Origin of the sequence: Haladaptatus sp. R4 (assembly GCF_001625445.1) — an archaeon.
Lineage (GTDB): Archaea > Halobacteriota > Halobacteria > Halobacteriales > Haladaptataceae > Haladaptatus.
The window spans coordinates 409,074-426,323 of the sequence record NZ_LWHG01000029.1; the positions used below are offsets into that span (position 1 = coordinate 409,074).

12 protein-coding genes and 2 pseudogenes are annotated in these 17,250 nt (G+C 61.2%); 6 read left to right on the plus strand and 8 right to left on the minus strand.

Annotation, left to right across the window (positions count from 1 at the left end; genetic code table 11):
* Positions 1–107 precede the first annotated feature (107 nt).
* Positions 108–1,265, minus strand: a complete 1,158-nt coding sequence (locus tag A4G99_RS19525) for an ABC transporter ATP-binding protein (RefSeq protein ID WP_066147280.1) — start codon at positions 1,263–1,265, stop codon at positions 108–110.
* An 822-nt stretch (positions 1,266–2,087) separates the two neighbouring features.
* On the opposite strand from A4G99_RS19525, the pseudogene A4G99_RS27715 reads away from it, so the two are divergent.
* The 4 genes and pseudogenes from A4G99_RS27715 to A4G99_RS27730 all read left to right on the plus strand — a co-directional run.
* Positions 2,088–3,278: pseudogene (locus tag A4G99_RS27715) on the plus strand (glycoside hydrolase family 3 protein); the annotation flags it as partial.
* A gap of 250 nt (positions 3,279–3,528) precedes the next feature.
* Positions 3,529–3,968, plus strand: a pseudogene (locus A4G99_RS29965) (glycoside hydrolase family 3 protein); the annotation flags it as partial.
* 159 nt (positions 3,969–4,127) lie between these two features.
* Positions 4,128–4,793, plus strand: coding sequence for a fibronectin type III-like domain-contianing protein (locus A4G99_RS27725; RefSeq protein ID WP_223302038.1), 666 nt, complete (start codon positions 4,128–4,130; stop codon positions 4,791–4,793).
* A 409-nt stretch (positions 4,794–5,202) separates the two neighbouring features.
* Entirely contained in the window at positions 5,203–5,373 is a 171-nt protein-coding gene (locus A4G99_RS27730) for a glycoside hydrolase N-terminal domain-containing protein (RefSeq protein WP_255359142.1), read from the plus strand.
* Between the two features lie 45 nt (positions 5,374–5,418).
* On the opposite strand, the gene A4G99_RS27735 is transcribed toward A4G99_RS27730, so the two are convergent.
* The 4 genes from A4G99_RS27735 to A4G99_RS19550 all read right to left on the minus strand — a co-directional run bounded on the left by A4G99_RS27735 (position 5,419) and on the right by A4G99_RS19550 (position 11,997).
* Positions 5,419–7,089, minus strand: coding sequence for a beta-galactosidase domain 4-containing protein (locus A4G99_RS27735; RefSeq protein ID WP_342764521.1), 1,671 nt, complete (start codon positions 7,087–7,089; stop codon positions 5,419–5,421).
* Positions 7,049–8,461 carry a glycoside hydrolase family 2 TIM barrel-domain containing protein gene (locus A4G99_RS27740; RefSeq protein WP_223302019.1) on the minus strand — a complete coding sequence of 471 codons (1,413 nt, stop codon included), beginning with the start codon at positions 8,459–8,461 and terminating at the stop codon, positions 7,049–7,051. The genes A4G99_RS27735 and A4G99_RS27740 overlap by 41 nt, the downstream gene beginning before the upstream one ends.
* Positions 8,458–9,591, minus strand: coding sequence for a sugar-binding domain-containing protein (locus A4G99_RS27745; protein ID WP_066147284.1), 1,134 nt, complete (start codon positions 9,589–9,591; stop codon positions 8,458–8,460). Before A4G99_RS27745 ends, A4G99_RS27740 begins: the two co-directional genes overlap by 4 nt.
* A 438-nt stretch (positions 9,592–10,029) precedes the next feature.
* On the minus strand, positions 10,030–11,997 hold the full coding sequence (locus A4G99_RS19550) for an archaea-specific SMC-related protein (RefSeq protein WP_066147285.1): 1,968 nt from the start codon (positions 11,995–11,997) through the stop codon (positions 10,030–10,032).
* A 780-nt stretch (positions 11,998–12,777) separates the two neighbouring features.
* On the opposite strand from A4G99_RS19550, the gene A4G99_RS19555 reads away from it, so the two are divergent.
* Positions 12,778–13,650: a ParA family protein gene (locus A4G99_RS19555; RefSeq protein WP_082837933.1), complete on the plus strand. Its 873-nt coding sequence runs from the start codon at positions 12,778–12,780 to the stop codon at positions 13,648–13,650.
* A complete protein-coding gene (locus A4G99_RS19560) occupies positions 13,647–14,051 on the plus strand; it encodes a hypothetical protein (RefSeq protein ID WP_066147289.1) in 405 nt (134 codons plus the stop codon). Before A4G99_RS19555 ends, A4G99_RS19560 begins: the two co-directional genes overlap by 4 nt.
* Here the strand turns inward: A4G99_RS19560 and A4G99_RS19565 are convergent, their stop codons facing one another.
* From A4G99_RS19565 to A4G99_RS19575, 3 genes are all read right to left on the minus strand, one after another.
* The gene (locus A4G99_RS19565) at positions 14,052–14,879 is read right to left on the minus strand and encodes a bifunctional 2-polyprenyl-6-hydroxyphenol methylase/3-demethylubiquinol 3-O-methyltransferase UbiG (RefSeq protein WP_066147291.1); all 828 of its coding nucleotides are present in this window, start codon (positions 14,877–14,879) and stop codon (positions 14,052–14,054) included.
* A 131-nt stretch (positions 14,880–15,010) separates the two neighbouring features.
* Positions 15,011–16,540: a sulfatase-like hydrolase/transferase gene (locus A4G99_RS19570; RefSeq protein ID WP_066147293.1), complete on the minus strand. Its 1,530-nt coding sequence runs from the start codon at positions 16,538–16,540 to the stop codon at positions 15,011–15,013.
* Positions 16,537–16,746, minus strand: coding sequence for a DUF1450 domain-containing protein (locus A4G99_RS19575; RefSeq protein ID WP_066147295.1), 210 nt, complete (start codon positions 16,744–16,746; stop codon positions 16,537–16,539). The genes A4G99_RS19570 and A4G99_RS19575 overlap by 4 nt, the downstream gene beginning before the upstream one ends.
* Between the last annotated feature and the right edge of the window lie 504 nt (positions 16,747–17,250).

Consider the following 17,250-nt stretch of genomic DNA (forward strand, 5'->3'; position numbering starts at 1 on the left):
CTAGAAGTATATATACATTTCCATCAATTATGACGTACATTTCTGGAAAAGGTCACGACTAAACGACCGTGATACCGCTGCGAACACCCGCTATCGTGCGACCTTGATCACGGTACCGGGGCCGGTTCCGATTCGGCGCCGTGGACGATCGCCTCACCTGTCTCTGTATCGAACAGATGAATGCTTCGGCGGTCGAGGACGATGTCGATCTCGTCCCCCTCCGAAATCTCCGTGTCCGGCGGCGCGCTCATCAGGAACTGCGAGCGACTCTCCTCCGTCCCGTCGAGTTCGGACAGTTCAGTTTCCGTGCTCTCCTCGTCCCGTGTGTACAGATAGACGAAGATCTTCTCGCCGATCGGTTCGGTAACGTCCACGGTCACTCGAATCGCCTTGCTCCCGTCCACCGGTTTCGAATCGGCCAAATAGACGTCCTCGGGTCTGATACCGACGGTAACGTTTTCGGCCCCATCGCACTCGAAGTCACGAAGGTCGAGGTCGAACTTTTCTGACTCGAAGTGACCCTCGCGGACCGTTCCCTCGATGAAGTTCATGCTGGGCGACCCGATGAACCCGGCGACGAACCGGTTCTCGGGTTCGTGATAACACTCCAACGGCGGTGCGATCTGCTGGAGTTCTCCTTCGTTGATGATGGCGACGCGGTCCGACATGGTCATCGCCTCCTCCTGGTCGTGTGTCACGTAGATGGTCGTCACGTTGAACTTGCGCTGAATGCGTTGCAACTCGGTTCGCATGTGAACGCGGAGCTTCGCGTCGAGGTTCGCCAGTGGCTCGTCCATCAGGAACACCTCGGGCTCCCGAACGATGGCGCGGCCGATCGCGACACGCTGGCGCTGTCCCCCGGATAGTTCGCTCGGCATCCGTTCGAGCATCCCCTCCAGTTTGAGCGTTTCCGCGGCTTCATCGACCCGTTGGTCGATTTCGTTCTTCGCGGTCCCGCGTATCCGGAGCCCGTAGCTCATGTTGTCGTAGACGTTCATATGCGGAAACAGGGCGATGTTCTGGAACACCATCGCCAATCCGCGGTCCTTCGGCGGGTCGTTCGTGACGTCCTCGTCGTCGATCAGGATGTTCCCGTCCGACGGCTTCGTCAGCCCGCCGATCATCTTTAGCGTCGTCGATTTTCCACATCCAGACGGTCCGACCAGCGAGATGAACTCACTGTCCTCGATGTCGAGGTTCATATCGTTGACCGCGACAACGTCGTCGTACCGTTTGGTCACATGACTCAAGCGAAGCGATCCCATACGACCAGCATGTTTCCCGTTCGCTCATTTATATCTTCCGTAACATCCGATTTCATCCGCCACGTTCGAACGTCGCGGCTCGCACGAACCACCATTAAAGCGCTCGCAACGTACCTGTTCTGAAATGGGGAACAGACTGCCGACGTGTTCGCCCCGCCCTCCCATCGTGAAAAACGGCGTAGAGTGGGGATTTTCGGCTGATCGATGATTATATTCGATTTTGATCCAGTATTCTCTCCCTTCCAATTGCGAACGATCCTATGGCTGTAATGGCAAACGACAACCGGCCGACGGAGCCGACTTCGTTCGTCCCGGTACGTCGAATTCGCCATCGGCAGTACTTCGGGTGAAATACAGAACGCGGGGCCAGCACGGAACGACCGGGAAATCGCGTCGTCACCCCGATAGAACGCCCGTTGCTGATCGGGACCGCGCTGTTCGGATGATTTCATCTCGTATCCCTGCAAATACTCTGTTACCCATCGTCGAACCCCTTGTTCTCGGATGTAGAACGAATTACTACTGTCAATTATCATTTTCTTCCAAACATTTTTTAAAGTGTACTACAAGGTGTTCCAAGAGGCATCAGCAATGGTCGATACTAGCCGCCGAACGGTACTTGCAGCTATCAGTGCAGGTTCGGCACTGTCACTCAGCAGCGGGGCAGCGAGCGCGGAAACCGACGACGGGACGGAGAACGGGTGGTCGGACGATTCGGGCGAAGACGTGGACGAACGCGTCGCGGCGCTCGTTTCACGACTCACCTTCGACGAGAAACTGACGCTCCTTCACCAGTACCAACCGCCGATTCCGCGTCTCGATATGGACGCGTTTCGGACAGGGACCGAGGCATTACACGGAGTTTCTTGGTTGGGCGAGGCGACCGTCTTTCCGCAACCCATCGGACTCGGGAGCACGTGGGACCCGGACATGGTGGAGCGCGTCGGAAGCGCGGTCGGCGACGAAGTGCGCGGCAAGCACAACGTCACCCCGAGCGCCGCCGGGCTAAACGTCTGGGCACCGACCGTGGACCCCCTTCGGGACCCCCGAGCGGGACGAAACGAAGAGGGATACTCCGAGGACCCGCTCCTGAGCGGCGAGTTGGCGCTCGGATACACGAGCGGTCTGTCCGGCGATGATCCGTACTACCTGAAGACGGCACCGTCGCTGAAACACTTCTTCGCGTACAACAACGAAACCGACCGTACCACCACCAACGCAGAGTTACCGCCGAGATTACTCCACGACTACTATCTGCAGTTCTTCCGCCCGCCGGTCGAAGCGGGGACCGCGGTCGGCGTCATGGCCTCGTACAACCTCGTCAACGGACGACCGAATACCGTGTCGCCGCTCCTCGACCGGGTCGTCCGCGACTGGGCACCGGACGGATCGACCGTCATGAACGTGAGCGACGCGTGGGCTCCGGAGAACCTGACCGGAGCGCAGGCGTACTTCGACACCAAGGCGAAAGCGCGCGCCGCCGCGTTGGTCGCGGGGTTGGACGTCTTCACGGAACACGGCCCGGACGACACGACGACCGTGGAGGCGCTTTCCGAAGCGGTCGATCGGGGGATTTTGAGCGAAAACGAGATCGACGCGGCGGTCGGCCACGTCCTCTCGGTTCGGTTCCGCCTCGGGGAGTTCGACCGGGAAACCCCGTACGACGACCTCACGGACGAGGTCGTCGGCGCACCCGAACACCGTGAACTCGCCCGGAAAGCCGCACAGGAGGGAACGGTGTTGCTCAAAAACGACGACGGAGGGTTACCGCTATCGGACGAACGATCCGTCGCCGTCGTCGGTCCGCTCGCCGACAGCGTGTTCACCGACTGGTACAGCGGGACGCCGCCGTATCGAATCACGGCCGAGGAGGGCATCCGCGACCGAATCGGTGCCGATAACGTCACGACCGCGCAAGGAATCGACCGCGTCGCGCTTCGGGAGACTTCCTCCGGAAGCTACGTGACGGCTGGCGTGAGTCCCGGCGGTGGTGGACTCTACCTGTCGGATCGGAACGCGCCCGGCGTTCAGCAGTTCGACGCGGCACAGTGGAGTTCCGACGCCTGGACGCTCCGGGCGACGGGGAACAACCGCTACGTCACCGTCGAGGACGGGCAGTTGATCAACTCCGCCGAGAAGCCCTACGGCTGGGAGGAGGTCGCGGAAGCGTTCGAGTTCGTCCGACTGGACGACGGTTCGACGGCGCTCCGCCACCGAAAAACGGACGCCTTCGTCACGGCGGCGGACGGCGGACTGGCCGTGGATGGCGAGGAGCAGTCCGACGCCGCACGGTTCGACGTCGAGCGACGTCGAAAGCGGCGTTCAGGACGCGGCTCGAACGGCCCGCGACGCCGACGTCGCCGTCCTCGTCGTCGGTACTCATCCCCTCATCGGTGCCCGCGAAACCCACGACCGCGATGACCTCGACCTGCCGGAGTCACAGCGACGGTTGATCGAAGCGGTGACGAACGCCAACCGGCGAACCGTGCTGGTGCTCCAGAGTAGCTATCCCGTCGCCATCAACTGGGCCGACCGGCACACGCCGTCCATCCTGTGGACCTCACACGCCGGGCAGGAGTCGGTCGTGCGCTCGCGGACGTCTTGTTCGGCGACGTTTCGCCGTCCGGTCGGCTTCCCCAGACGTGGCCCCGCTCGGCCGACGGGCTTCCGGACATCGAGGAATACAACATCGCTCGAACCGGGATGACGTACCGCTACGGGCAGGACAACCCGCTCTACGCGTTCGGTCACGGACTGTCGTACTCGTCGTTCCGGTACGACAACCTCCGCATCTCACCGCGCTCACACCTGTCTCCCGGCGAAACGGCGACCGTGAAAGTCAGGGTCACCAACACGGGCTCGATGGCGGCCGACGACGTCGTCCAGTTGTACAGCCGTCAGCGCCGGTCGCGCACCCGGCAACCGGACCAAGTGCTGTGCGGGTTCGAGCGCGTCCGGCTCGAACCGGGCGAACGCACGTGCATCGAGTTCGAACTCGCCTACGACGAGTTCTCGTTCTGGGACGTCACGCGGAACCGCCGGGTCGTCGAGCGTGCTACACACGACGTGGCAATCGGGTCGGCATCCGATGACCTCGGTCCGCGCAGGACGCTCCGCGTGGACGGCGAACGGATCCCGCAGCGCGACCTGTCCGAGGAAACCCGTACCGTCGATGCCGACGATTGGTCGTGGTCGTCGATCGAACTGCTGGACAAGTCGAAGGCCGACGGAACCACCGTCGGCTTCTCCGACGGTTCGTGGGTCGCGTTCGAGGACGTCGATTTGCGCGACCGTCCGGAAGAAGCGTCGGTGTCGGTCGCTCGGGAGGAGGGAGGTTCGGCGACGGTCGAACTCCGGCTTGGCTCCCCCGACGGACGCCTGTTGGGTTCGGCCGACGTTCCCTCCACGGGCGACGTCTACGAGTACGAACGAGTGACGACGGCGCTTCGCGGAGCGACGGGCGGCCATCGAACGGTGTATCTGGTCGCGCGCGGCGAATTCCGTGCGCACACCGTCCAGTTCGACTGAAACGTCCCCGGATGTCGGAGGATTTCATCCGGTATCGCTGACGGCGCGACTCGTGGCCACGAGTCGCGCCCGACGAGCAACGCGGGACGAACGATCATCGGTTTTGACTCACAATGAGCAAACGAGAACACAGCGGCGAGAGAGACGGAACGGAATCGACATCGGAAGGAACGGAATCGACATCGGGACCAAAATCGGAACCTAAATCGGAATCGACGCCCGACGCGGCCACAGGACCTCAGTCGTCGGGATACACCCGCCGAAACGTCATTCGGATGGCAGGGGCAACCGGCATCGGTTCGTCGTCGCGGGAACGGCAGGAACCGCGACTGCCGACGACGACCCGACCGAAACCGGAGCGGACAGATCACCGCTGTCCCTGTGGTACGAATCGCCCGCCAGCGAGTGGTTGGAGGCGCTCCCGCTCGGCAACGGCCGACTCGGGGCGATGGTGTACTGGACCCCTCGGACCGAGAGAATTCGGCTGAACGAGGAGACCATCTGGGCGGGGGGATTCGACGAGGAGTCGAAGAACAATCCGAACGCGACGAGACGGACAACAGCGCGAAAAAGGAAGTGACGGTTCCGGTTCGGTCCAACGACGGGGAGTAGTCTCCGTCTTTTTTCAGGCGTCCCCGTCGAATCGCGTCCGAGCGAGCGCCATCGGGTCGTCCTCCCCGACCGCGAACGGACGGAGGAGGTACTCGAACGACGTTTCTTCCGGTTGGACTTGGAACTCGTCGTATGGTTCGACCGGCGTTCCGCCGACGCCGGAAACGCGGTGATCGAGGTTGAACGCCACCGATCCGCGGTCTTCGAGTTCGTACTCGTGTTCGGCTTCCGCGAGGTTCGAGAAGCGATTCAGGCTCACGTTCATGGGCTCGTCCGTCGCGGCGGCGAGCAGTCCGACCCCGTCGTCGTCCGAGAGGGTCGCCCAGCGGGTATCCGCCTTGTTCCCGTTGTCCGTCGGCGGGATGTACGGGACGTACTGCTCGGCGACCGTTCCCGAGTACCGTCCGATATCGACGCCCGTCTTCCGGTCGGGATACGTCTCCTGCGGTCCGCGGCCGTACCATTCGAACCGGTCGAAACTGCTCGGCGCTTCGACCTGCAGGCCTACTTTCGGCAGGTAGTCGGTGACGACGTCCCGCAACTCCGCGTTCGGCGTGGCATCGACGCCGACGGTAACCGCACCGTTTCCGAAGACGCGGAACCTGTAGGTCGTCTCGAATCCAGCGGCTTTCCCTCCCGACTTCGCCTTCGCGCCCTTCGCGAAGCTCTCCACGTCCACTTCCACCAGCGAATCGTCCGGTTGCTCGACCGATACGGCCTCGACGACGTTTTCGACCGAATCCAGTCCGGCCGTCTTCCAACTCGTGGCCTGTTCGCTTCCCCACGTCTGCACCTCGTTCATGATGGGTGCGCGCCACGCGTTGAACAACGGCCCGCGTTCGAGCAGTTCCGTCCCCTCGTACCGCATCGAGGTGATGGTCCCGACGTCGGTGTCGAACCGGTACTCGAACCCGTCGCCCGTGACGACCACCTCGGCGTTCGTTTCGGAAACGTCGAGCGACGGAAGGCTACCGAGGGACGGCGACCGTCTCCCTTCCGCTTCGAGTGGCAGTTCGAATTGCTCGCGGGACACCTCGTAGTCGGCCTCGGCGTACGCCGACGCTTCCGGGTTGCTGAACGAAACGTTCAGCCAGTATTCGATTCCGGGGGTCGGTTCGCGCGGTTCCTCGAACGGAACCCGAACCACCCGCGTCTCGCCGGGTTCGATGTCCACATCGAGTTCGCCCGTCTGCACCGTCTCGTCGTCGGCGACGAGTTCCCATCGGCAGTTCACCGCAGCCGTATTCGTGAAGTTGTAGTGATTGGTTACGTACAGCTCGCCGTCTCTCAGGTCCGCCGGTGCGGCTTTTACGGGCTGTTGGCTGTGTTTGAGCTGCCAGAGTTCCGGTTGTGGCTCGCGGTCGGACCAGACCATCCCGTTGATGCAGAACGGGTTGCCGTCGTAGAAGGCGTACTCCACGCTCTCGCCGTCCACCGTCGTCGTCCGCGTCACGTCCTGATTGACCCAGTCCCAGATGTACCCGCCTTGGAGACTCTTGTCGCGGAGCAGTCCCGCGAAGGTGTAGCTCAGGACGCCCTCGTCGGCCGCGATATCGCCCACGTCGTCCACCTCGTCCCCGGAGAGGGCACGGTCGATGACGTGGATGGCGTCGACCGTCACGTCGAAACCGTTCTTCCGGTTCCTACCGAACGCGGGACCGACGCGAACCGACTTCGACTTCACGTCGAAGGACCCGAGCGCGTGGCCGATTTCTGTCCACGCGCTCGCCGTCGAGGTACAACCGCAACCGACCGCCGTCGCGGACGAGAACGAGCGTGTGCCACTCGTCGCTGTCCGCGGCCGTGGCCGCCACGGAACCGCCGCCAGCGGCGGCTTTTCCACCGAGTCTGACCCGACCGTTCCCGTCGAGGCCCAACACCGTTCGGTCCTCCATCGAAACGAGGTCGATGCCCGTCCCCGGTTCGACGCCCTCGAACGTCAGTGCGACCGTGAAATCGCCGGACGCGAAATCCGACGCGTCGGTCGGGAAGTCGATGTAATCGCCGTCGCGGAACGTGACGCTTCCGCCCGTTCGCCCGACACCGACCGTCGGCGACCCGACCAGCACGCCGTCGTTTCCGCTCCCGCTCCCGTCGCGTGCTTTCCTGACCGTCGGTTGGATGTACTCCGACCACATCCGATGGACCAGGCCCAGACTGGTTCCCATAGCGTGATTGTACTCGCCCATCACGACCGGACGCTTGCCGTCGCCGGGTGACCCGTCGCCCGCCGTCTTGTCGCCGAACCGCGGACTGTCGCTCACGTCGTTCCCCGCCGCGAGGTCGAGAAGCGTGTCGAGACCGATGTAGCGCGGACCGAGCATGTCCGCGTACTCGATGTCCCAACCGCCGTGATTCGGCTGGTGGTACAGGAGTCTGTCGGGCGCGAGCGCCTCGATGCCGTCCTCGTCGAACGATTCGGCCGGTTCGGGTGCGAGGCGTGCCGCGTCCGCCGTGCTGTCCGGAACGTGCGGGTCGTCGGACCCGACCGCCAGCGCGGCCATGTTGATGTGCTCGGCGGCGGTCCCCGCCTCGTTCCCCGTGGACCACGCGAAGATGGATGCGTGGTTGCGGTCCCGGAGGAGCATCCGCCGGAAGCGCTCGACCGTCTGCTCGTGGAAGGCTGTCGTCTGGGCCAGAATTCCCTCCCACCAGTGGGTCTCACAGCACACCTCGCTCATCACGTAAATTCCGTATTCGTCGGCGAGTCGGAGGTACGTCGGATCGTTCGGGTAGTGAGAGGTTCGGACGGAGTTGACGTTGAACTGCTTCATCCGCTCGAAGTCCGCCCGCATCGTCTCGACGGGGAGCGTCCGTCCCGAATCGGGGTCGGTCTCGTGGCGGTTCGTCCCGCCGAGGTTTACCGGTTCGCCGTTGACCAGCACCTGTGCGCCGGGACCGCCGCGGTTCACCTCGTAGGTCCGGAACCCGACCTTGTCGAGCACGACCTCCGTCGTCCGCCCGTTCTCGGCCACCAGTTCGAGCACGAGCGTGTAGAGGTTCGGGTGTTCGGCCGACCACTGTTTCGGGGCGTCCACGTCGGTTTCCAGCGTCACCACCCCGCCGTCGGAATCGACGCCGTCGCGCCCGATAGCTCGACTTTCTTCGGTCCTCGTCCGTCGCCACAGTCCACGGAAGCGCTCCCTTCGTCGTCATCCTCGGGTTCGTACAGGGTTCCGCGAACCTCGTACCTGCCGCAGGGGCCGCCGTAGTTCGCGAGTTCGGCGGTGACTCGGAGGTGGCCGTCCTCGTACTCGTCGTCCAGTCCCGATTCGACGTCGAAATCCCTGACGTGCACCTTCGGCATCGAGAACAGGTAGACGCTCCGGTAGATGCCCGAGTATCGGAACATGTCGATGGTCTCCATCGCCTCTCCGTCCGAGAAGCGGTACACCTGCACCGTCAGTCGGTGTTCCTCGCCCGACGTGACGTGGTCCGTGATGTCGAACTCGCCCGGCGTCATCGACCCCTGCTGGAAGCCGACGTACTCGCCGTCCACCCAGACGAAGTACGCCTGTTTGACGCCCTCGAAGTGGAGGAACGTCTCTCGCCCGTCCCAGTCCTCCGGGACGTCGAACGTCCGGCGATACGTGCCCGTGGGGTTGATGTCGGGGATATCGACGGTGCCGTCGTCGCCCGGTACCAAGTCCCCTTCGAGCGGCGGGTCGTAGTTCACCCACGTCTCCTGCCAGTTCGTGTAGATGTACTGGCCGTATCCCTCGACCTGCCACGGTCGGGGAACGGTGATGTCCTCCCACTCCGTTTCGTCGTGCGTCGATGGCCGTTCGTCGGGACGCTCGTAGAACGCGAACTCCCAGTCGCCGTTCAGTAGTTCGAAGTACGCTGACTCCGCGAATCGCTCCTCGAACGCCGTGAACGGTTCGTCGGCGCGACGGGCGGTTTCGGCGGACTCGTACGGTACCGTCGGCGTGGTGTGCGTGGGTTCGCGGTGTTGTGCGAACACGCTCGGGTCCTCGATGTAGTCGGTCAAGTTCTCTATCCGTCCGGGGCCGCCCCCCTCCGTCTCCGGTGTGTCCGGTGCGGACGGTTCGACCGCCGCCGCTCGGTTCACCTCGGTAGAGGCCAGCGGGACGAGCGCACCCGCCCCCGTCATCTGTAGGAACGTTCGTCGTGTCGCCCTCGTTCGGCTCTGCGTCTCGGAACTCCGTGAATCGTTCTTGCTCATTCGTATACCTCCGGCTAGAAAACCGCGCGTCGCCGTTTTCTACCCGTTGGGAAACAAATAGTGAGCAGTACTATTTAAAATATATTGGGGCTAATTTTTCATATTCGTTCACGAATGATACAATGGAACGGTCGGTCACTATACCGCGGAACGGCCACCAAACTGTCCACTGTTATGCATATCAGGGAACGACAAAACGACACTCGGATTTTCTCCTTTACTCGAAGCATATGACAAAATACTGCCTTTTTGTATGATTTTTTACTACTCTCTAGAATAATATTCGACGACTCTGGACTATTTAAAAACGTATGTCAACAACCATACGACAGTGGTTCTCCATCCTCGGTACGGTGATCCGTTCCACCGGTACGGCACCGGTACGGCACCGGTACGGCACCGGTACAGCACCGGTCGACGCGCTCGACGAGCGCGTCGTCAGATCTCGGTTACGCGTTCGTGTCGCTCGTCGACGGCGGCGGCGTCCTCGGGCAGCAGCGCGGCGACGAGATATCCGGCGTACTCGCTGAAGTACTCGATGAGCGTTCCGATCCTGTCCGAATCGATCGCTTCGAGCGAGTCCAACAGGATGAACGGCACGTATTCGTACACTTCGTGCACGAGGTACCCGGCGAGGGCGAAGACGAGTCCCGTCACCTCACGCTCGCTTTCGCTGAGGTGGTCGATGGTGTCCTCGTACGTCGTCCCCGATTCCGTGCTTCGGATCACGTGCAGGTTGAACACGCTTTTGGTGACCTTACGGCGTCCCTCCCGAACGTTCCGTTCGGTTCGGTCGATCCAGATTCGTTCGAGGTTGGCGTAATCGAGCAAGTCGAGCACGGTCTCCATGTGCTCGTTGAACTGCTCGACCGCTTCGGCCTCCGTCCTGTCGATCCGCGTCCGGAGGTCCGCCAGTTCCTCCCGAACGTCCTCCCGCCGTTCCTCGATCCGCTCGCGTTCGCCGACCTGCGCTTCGATCTCCTCGATTTCGGCCTCGACGTCGTCGAGGTCGGATTCGAGTCGCCCGAGTTCGAATTCGAGTTGATTCGCCTCTTTGTGAAGCGCCAGCACGTCGCTGTACTCCTCCTGTTCGAGTTCCTCGACCCGTCCTTCGAGGTCTTCGATCTCTTCGGTCAACTCCGTCCGTGTCCCGCGCAGGTCGTCCAACCGGGCTTCTCGGTCTTCGAGTTCCGATTCGAGTTGGTCGAGGCGCTGTTCCGTGCGTTCACGCTGTCGCTGTGCCTCTTCGAGTTCCTGTTTTTCGTCCCGAAGTTCGGATATCTCGGATTCGAGCGACGAGCGCTCGGCGTGTTTCTCCCGTCGAAGTTCGTGAAGCCGTTCGACCGTCCCCTCGATCGACGATTTTTCGACCTCCGTTCCGCACGTCCAACAGACGACCGTTTCCGTGTCGGAGACGAGTTGGTCGGTGAGGGACTCGTTCGACTCCGCGTGCCCTCCGTGCTCTCCATCTCGAAGCGCCGAGAGCAGTTCAGGGCTCGTTCCCTCCAACATCTCCTCGTTGAACTGAATGATGGTCTGGAGTTCGGCCATCGTCGAATCCAGTCGTTGTTTTTCATCTCGCCGTTGCTGGATTTGCTCCGTGATCATCGATACGTCCGTCTCCGAGGCATCCGAATCGTCCGCCTGTTCGTCTTCGAGCGACGAAACTTCGTCCCGAAGCGCCTCGATGCTTTCCTCCTCGGTCGAGATGTTGTACCGGATATCCTCTAGCCGCGAGCGCGTGTCGCTCAGTTCATCGAGTTTCTCTTCGAGTGCGGCCTTCTCGGATTTCGACTCGCCGACGTCCGCATCGGCGTCCTCCAACTCGGCTTCCTTCTCGGCCAGTTCGTCCTGTTTCTCCTCGATCTCGGTTCGCAGTTTGGTTCGTTTCTCTTCGAGCCCCGGAAGTTCATCCTTGAGCGAATCGAGTTCGTCGAGTTCGTCGTCGAGTCGCCGTTTCTCGTCCCGCAGTTGTTCGATCTCGGCCTGAATCGCATCGGTGTCGATGGGGCGCATGATGAGGTCGCGCAGGTCGTCCCCGCGTGCGACCGCGCGGCGCGCCTCGTTCGATTCGAGCAGGAACGCGAAGAGGTCCGCGAGCTCCGGGTCGGCGAGATACGGGTCGCCGCTGGTCACGACCGTCCCGTTCTGGCGGGTCAACGTTCGCGTGTACGATTTGTCGCCGATAGTCATCTCGACGGTACCCTCCTCTGCGTCCCCTTTCAGCGAGGATTGGTCGCTACCGAGTGCCGCCATTATCGCCTGTAGCAAGGAGGTTCTGTTCGTCGCGTTGCGACCGGTGAGGGCGGTCACTCCGGGGGAAAAGCTGACTTCCGTTTGGTCGATGCCGCCGATGTTTTGGACGCTTAGATCCACCTGGTTCAAGGCTTTATCCGATAGTTCCATACGAACTCGTTGTGCTTCCTCCAATATAAATGGTTCATTTTCAGCGTGAGAAAATTACAGTACTATCCTTGTAATGGGCCTGGGTTCGTTGGCTTTGACTTATCGGACGGTCCGTCGATCGATGTGGATCGCTTGTTGGAGGACGAAATTCTGTGTCGTTTCGGTGCGCCGAGTCAATCGCATTCGGATAAGCCACGCTAGAGGAATACAGTAACTATCCGAATACGTCCGACACAAAGGTAGAATCCATGACCTTTCTGGAGTAACTTTGCTGTCTGCCGAGGGACCATCTTCGGTGTGAAATACTGTGGAATACTGTAAATAATCGTAAAGTGTTCTTGGAGAGTGGATCCGGCACTATCATTAATAAATTTGGGTAATATCCACGATTTATAACTCTCTCTTCGATAATTATTCTTTTATTGCTCGTGATCGTCCATCATATACTCAGATTCTAAAATCGGATTTTGAAATATTTCTGTGGGATTTAAATTTTCTTGCCGCTCTGTTACTCCTCCGCTCGTCGTGTTCGCCCGACTCCCTCATACGTTCGGACTCTTTTCTGGACCTCACGAGTGTTATCCGTGTTTTTACAATAGGTACCTTAACTGTAGTAGCTGTGCCACCTATTGTACCTCAACAATCTACTTACGGCAATTTTATATCCTCTCGGCAGAATGGCTCTTACAACCGTCGAAACGAATGTACGAGTCATAATAGGTGGCTCTTGCAGCTGATCCATCTATCAAGAATCGAGAATTACGACGGGCAGGTCACACAATGGCAGCTACCGAAGACACTCCACGCGCCGTAAGCGTGGTCATCCTGAAGGGCGGCGTCGGCAAATCAACGATCTCGATGAACCTCGCGCGACAGCTTTCCGAACGCGGTCGCGTCCTGTTCGCGGACCTCGATCCGAACGGCCACGCGACCAACGGTCTCGGCTTCGGGACCGTCTATCGGGGGGAGACGAACCTCGGGGACGTTATCCTCGACAACGGGGACGCGACCGTCTCCGACCTGATCCAGGAGACGAAGTTCGGGTTCGATCTCCTTCCGTCGTCGGATTCGCTCGAAGACGTGGAAAAGGACCTCGCGGGGGCATTGCAGGGCTCCGCACGGGTGAAGACGAAAATCGTCGACCCACTGCTCGGCGAGCGGTACGACTACATCGTGTTCGACTGTCCGGCCTACCCCGGCATGCTCAACAACAACGCGTTGGTCGCTTCGGGCAACGTCATCATCCCGCTCGAACCCGGCTCCAGTTCCATCGGCGGATACAAACGCACGATGGAGCGACTCATCACCCCTTCCCGGGAGTATATCGACATCGACGTGCTCGCGTTGGTCCCGAACAAACTCCGCGAACGGATCGACCATCGAACGGAAGACCGCGAACTGCTCGAAAACCTCAACACCGCCGACGCGACGGAGGGAAAAGTCCCGAACTTCGCGCGGATCACGGCCGACCAATTCGACGCCATCGATAATGGAGAGATGAAACCCCCGAAACCCGGAATCCGATACAGCGCAGCGCTTTCGAAATCGTTGAAAGCACAGCAGCCACTGATGGACTACGATCCCGACAACAGCCAACTCGAAAACTTCGACGAGTTGGCCACCATCGTCGCCAACGGAGGTGTCGAACGATGACCGATGCGAACCCGTTCGACGATTTGGGAGCGGTCGAGGACGACTCGGACGACACGGCCGAGGGTTCGAACGACCCCGTCGTCGAATCCACGGACGCCCCCACCTCGCCGGAGGCATCGTCGGACCAGGGATCGGACCGAACGGAGGAGTCGTCCGACCCCGTCTCGGGACCGTCGTTCGACTATTCCGAAGTTCGCCAGCGCCCCCTCTATGCGCGCGGCGAGACGTGGGACGAGTTCGAGGACGCGATTGGAATCTCCGTCGTTCCCGAACTCCGTCGGGAGGGTATCCGCGACGAGGAAAAGCGTGAGATTCACGACGCCGTCCTCTCGCTCGCGGCTGAAGAGCCGGAACGGATCGTCGAACTCATCATCGAGCGACGGCGCGACCCGGAGCGATAGTCAGGCGGGATTCGTCGCCTTTAGCGAAAACGTGAACGGTAGCTCGTATTCTATCTCGGGAAGCCGCCATCGGTCGTCGCCGTCCGGTTCCATGGCTTCGAACCGATCGAACGTGGCCCACGGGTGTTCGTGGAGGAACTCGATTCTGAGGCCCGCATCGATCAGCGCGGTGACGATGTCCTCCATCGAGTGCGAGAATCCGTGCGAGCGCTGATTTTCCAGGCCGAAGTCCCACCCAGCGTAGCTACCGTCGAACTCCTCGGTGACCGCCTCGGTGTTGAAGTAGGGATGTGCGACCTGCAAGCTCTCGGCGGTGCTTTCGTACGCGAAAGGGTTCGTCAGCGGATGTCCGTCCGCGATGTAGAACGTCCCGCCGGGTTCGAGGTGGGTGGCGACGACGTCCGCCCATCGTCCCAAATCGGGAAGCCAGTAGATGGTGCCGTAGGAGGTGAACACCACTTCGAACGACTCGTCCAGATTCGACGGCAGTTCATAGATGTCGCTCTCGACGAACCCCGCTCGCTCCGGCGTGAGGCCGATTTCGTCCCGCAACTCGCGTGCAGTCTCGATTGCGGTCGGCGAAAAATCGACGCCCGTCGCGTGGGCCACCCCTTCGTTCCGTACCCACGAGAGTGTGTCCATCCCGAAGTGACATTGGAGATGTAACAGCCTCCTGTCGGCGATATCCAACTCCTCCCGTTCGAGTCGCCGAAGCGACGACTCCCCGTTTAGGAATGCCTCGACGTCGTAGAAGTCGGTTTCCGGATGGTGCTCCGCGAGTTCGTCCCAGTGAGCGCGATTCTCCTCGATGTATTCGTGATGGTCCATACGGAGGATGCCGCCGTCGCTCGCATCAATGTATCGTATATGTGTTACCAATTGGTTCTCAGAGCGGGTGAGCATCCTCGAATTTTGTCCGAACACCGACTGGAATCGGCGTCGCTTTTCCGCCGAGAAGCTCAGTCGGCGAGACCGAGGCGCTCGAACTGCGTCTCCGGCGCGCCGAGTTCCGCCATGGCATCGCGGAGGACGTCGCGCAGTTCGCCTTCGACTTCGGTCGCGTCCCCGGCGAGGTTCGTTCGCTGTCGGGGGTCGGTCCGAACGTCGAACAGCATGGGTTGATCGTGCTGTTCGTAGGACTTTCCGGCGTAACGCCACACGGGGGAATCGCTGTACGGGAGGAACTCACCGGCGTCGGCATCGTGTTTCGGCGTGACGGGGGTGAACCACGAACGGGGGTTCATCATCGTCGTCGAGTAACAGTCCGTGGGAACGTCCCCATTGCACGGATGGAGGTAGGTGTGTTCGCCGTCCGTGACGTTCACCGACGACCCCCAGTAGCCGTACAGCGCCCAGTCCCGGTGTCGTTCCGTTTCGCCCATCAGGAGCGGGTACAGGCTTCGACTGTGAGTCTGCCCCGGTACCTCCACATCGAGCGCGTCGAGCACCGTCGCGTACAGATCGACGGCCGACGTGAGTTCCGACACCCGCTCGCCCATTCGCGGACTGTCCGGGTGCCAAATCAGCAGCGGGGTTCTGGCGAGAACGTCGTACACCGGCCCGTCGTTTTTCCCGATCCAGCCGTGGTCGCCGAGGAGAAATCCGTGATCTGACGTGACGACGACCATCGTCTCGTCCCACAAGTTCTGCTCATCGAGTGCGTCGAGCACGTCCCCGAACTGGTGGTCGACCATCGTCACCTTCCCGGCGAACTGCGACCGAAGGAAGTCGAGTTGTCGCTCGGTCAGTTCGCTCTGCCCGCCGTCGATTCGACCGTAGTGAGGCCAGATGGGCAAGTCGCCGTCGCGGGGGTCCTCGTCCGTGTACATCGACGCGTACGGCTCCGGACAGTGGAACGGTTCGTGCACGTCGAAGCTGTCCACGTTACAGTACCACGACTCCCACTCCTGATTCCGTTCTAGCCAGTCGGTGACCGCCGAGAACACCCGCGGCGCGAAGAAGTCGTCCACCGACTCGAACTCGTCGACGTTCCGCGCGTACTGGTTCCGGTTTCGAAACCGAAGCGAGTCGGGGTGGGTGCTGGCCGCCCCGGCGAGTCGCCCGCGCATCCGGTCGCCCGGTTCCTTCGGAACGGTTCGCCACGCGTCTATCTCCTGCCCTCGAACGAACGAAAAACCGTTGTAGTCCTCGTAGTAGCCGTGGCTCCCGTGCTGGAAATAGTGGTAATGGTCGGTTATCAGTTCGGTCAGGGTGCCGTTCTTCCGGAGCAGTTGGGGAAGCGTCGCGTCGAACGGCTCTATGGGTCCCCAAGGCCGCCAGAGGAACTCCTGTGTCCCCGTCTGCCACTCCCGTCGGGTGGGCATGCACGGCAGGCTACCGGCGTAGTGTGTGTCGAAGACGGCCGCTTTCTCCGCGAACCGGTCGAGGTTGTCCGTCTCGACATCGTACCCGACGACGGCCGGTTTCTCGCTGTATGCACCGAGGAAATCGCGGCGGAGACTGTCGATGGAGACGAAGAGAACGTTCATCGCTCCTCCGTCTCACGTCTACTCCCGTCGAGCAGTTCCTCGTGGTCGTCGCCGTCCCTGAGGGTTCCATCGACCACCAGAAACGGCCTCGCATAACAGATACCGCAGTGTTCCAAGCAGGGATGTTCGTCCGCGCCGACTTCCCGTAACCGGCATCGTACGTCCTCCTCGACGTTGCTCAGGCAGTATTCGATCGTCGGAGACATGGCCCGTGATTGCTCATCCGTTTCGATAAAGACTCGGGTCGGGAAAACAACTCGATGGACAGAAAGGCACAGTTTTGGAGGATCTGCTAGTTCTTCCCACATTTCGGTCTGTCTCCGTGATTTTCGGGACGGTCCGGTCCGCTCCGGCACGAATATCGTCACGAAACCCGTGTAGAAAACTATCAAAATATGTATAAATATAGTCGAAATAGACGGGAACAACAGAATTTTTATTGTTCAGTAAGGTGATCTTTTCGCGTATGCTATCTCGTCTTCGCCCTCCAGCCCGGGTCGCTTTCACTCCCCGCATCGTCGTCCTCGTCCTCGCCGTCATCGTGCCGAGACCGTCCTCCGGTTCACTCTCGGCGTGGTTGAACCACTCGCGGCCGTCCTCTGTCCACCCGTCGTCGCCGTCCCGGTTCTCGGTGCGGCGGCCCCGGCGGTCCGAACCACCGTCCGCGACCCGGCGACGCACCCAACCCGACCTGCACGTCGAGGCACTGC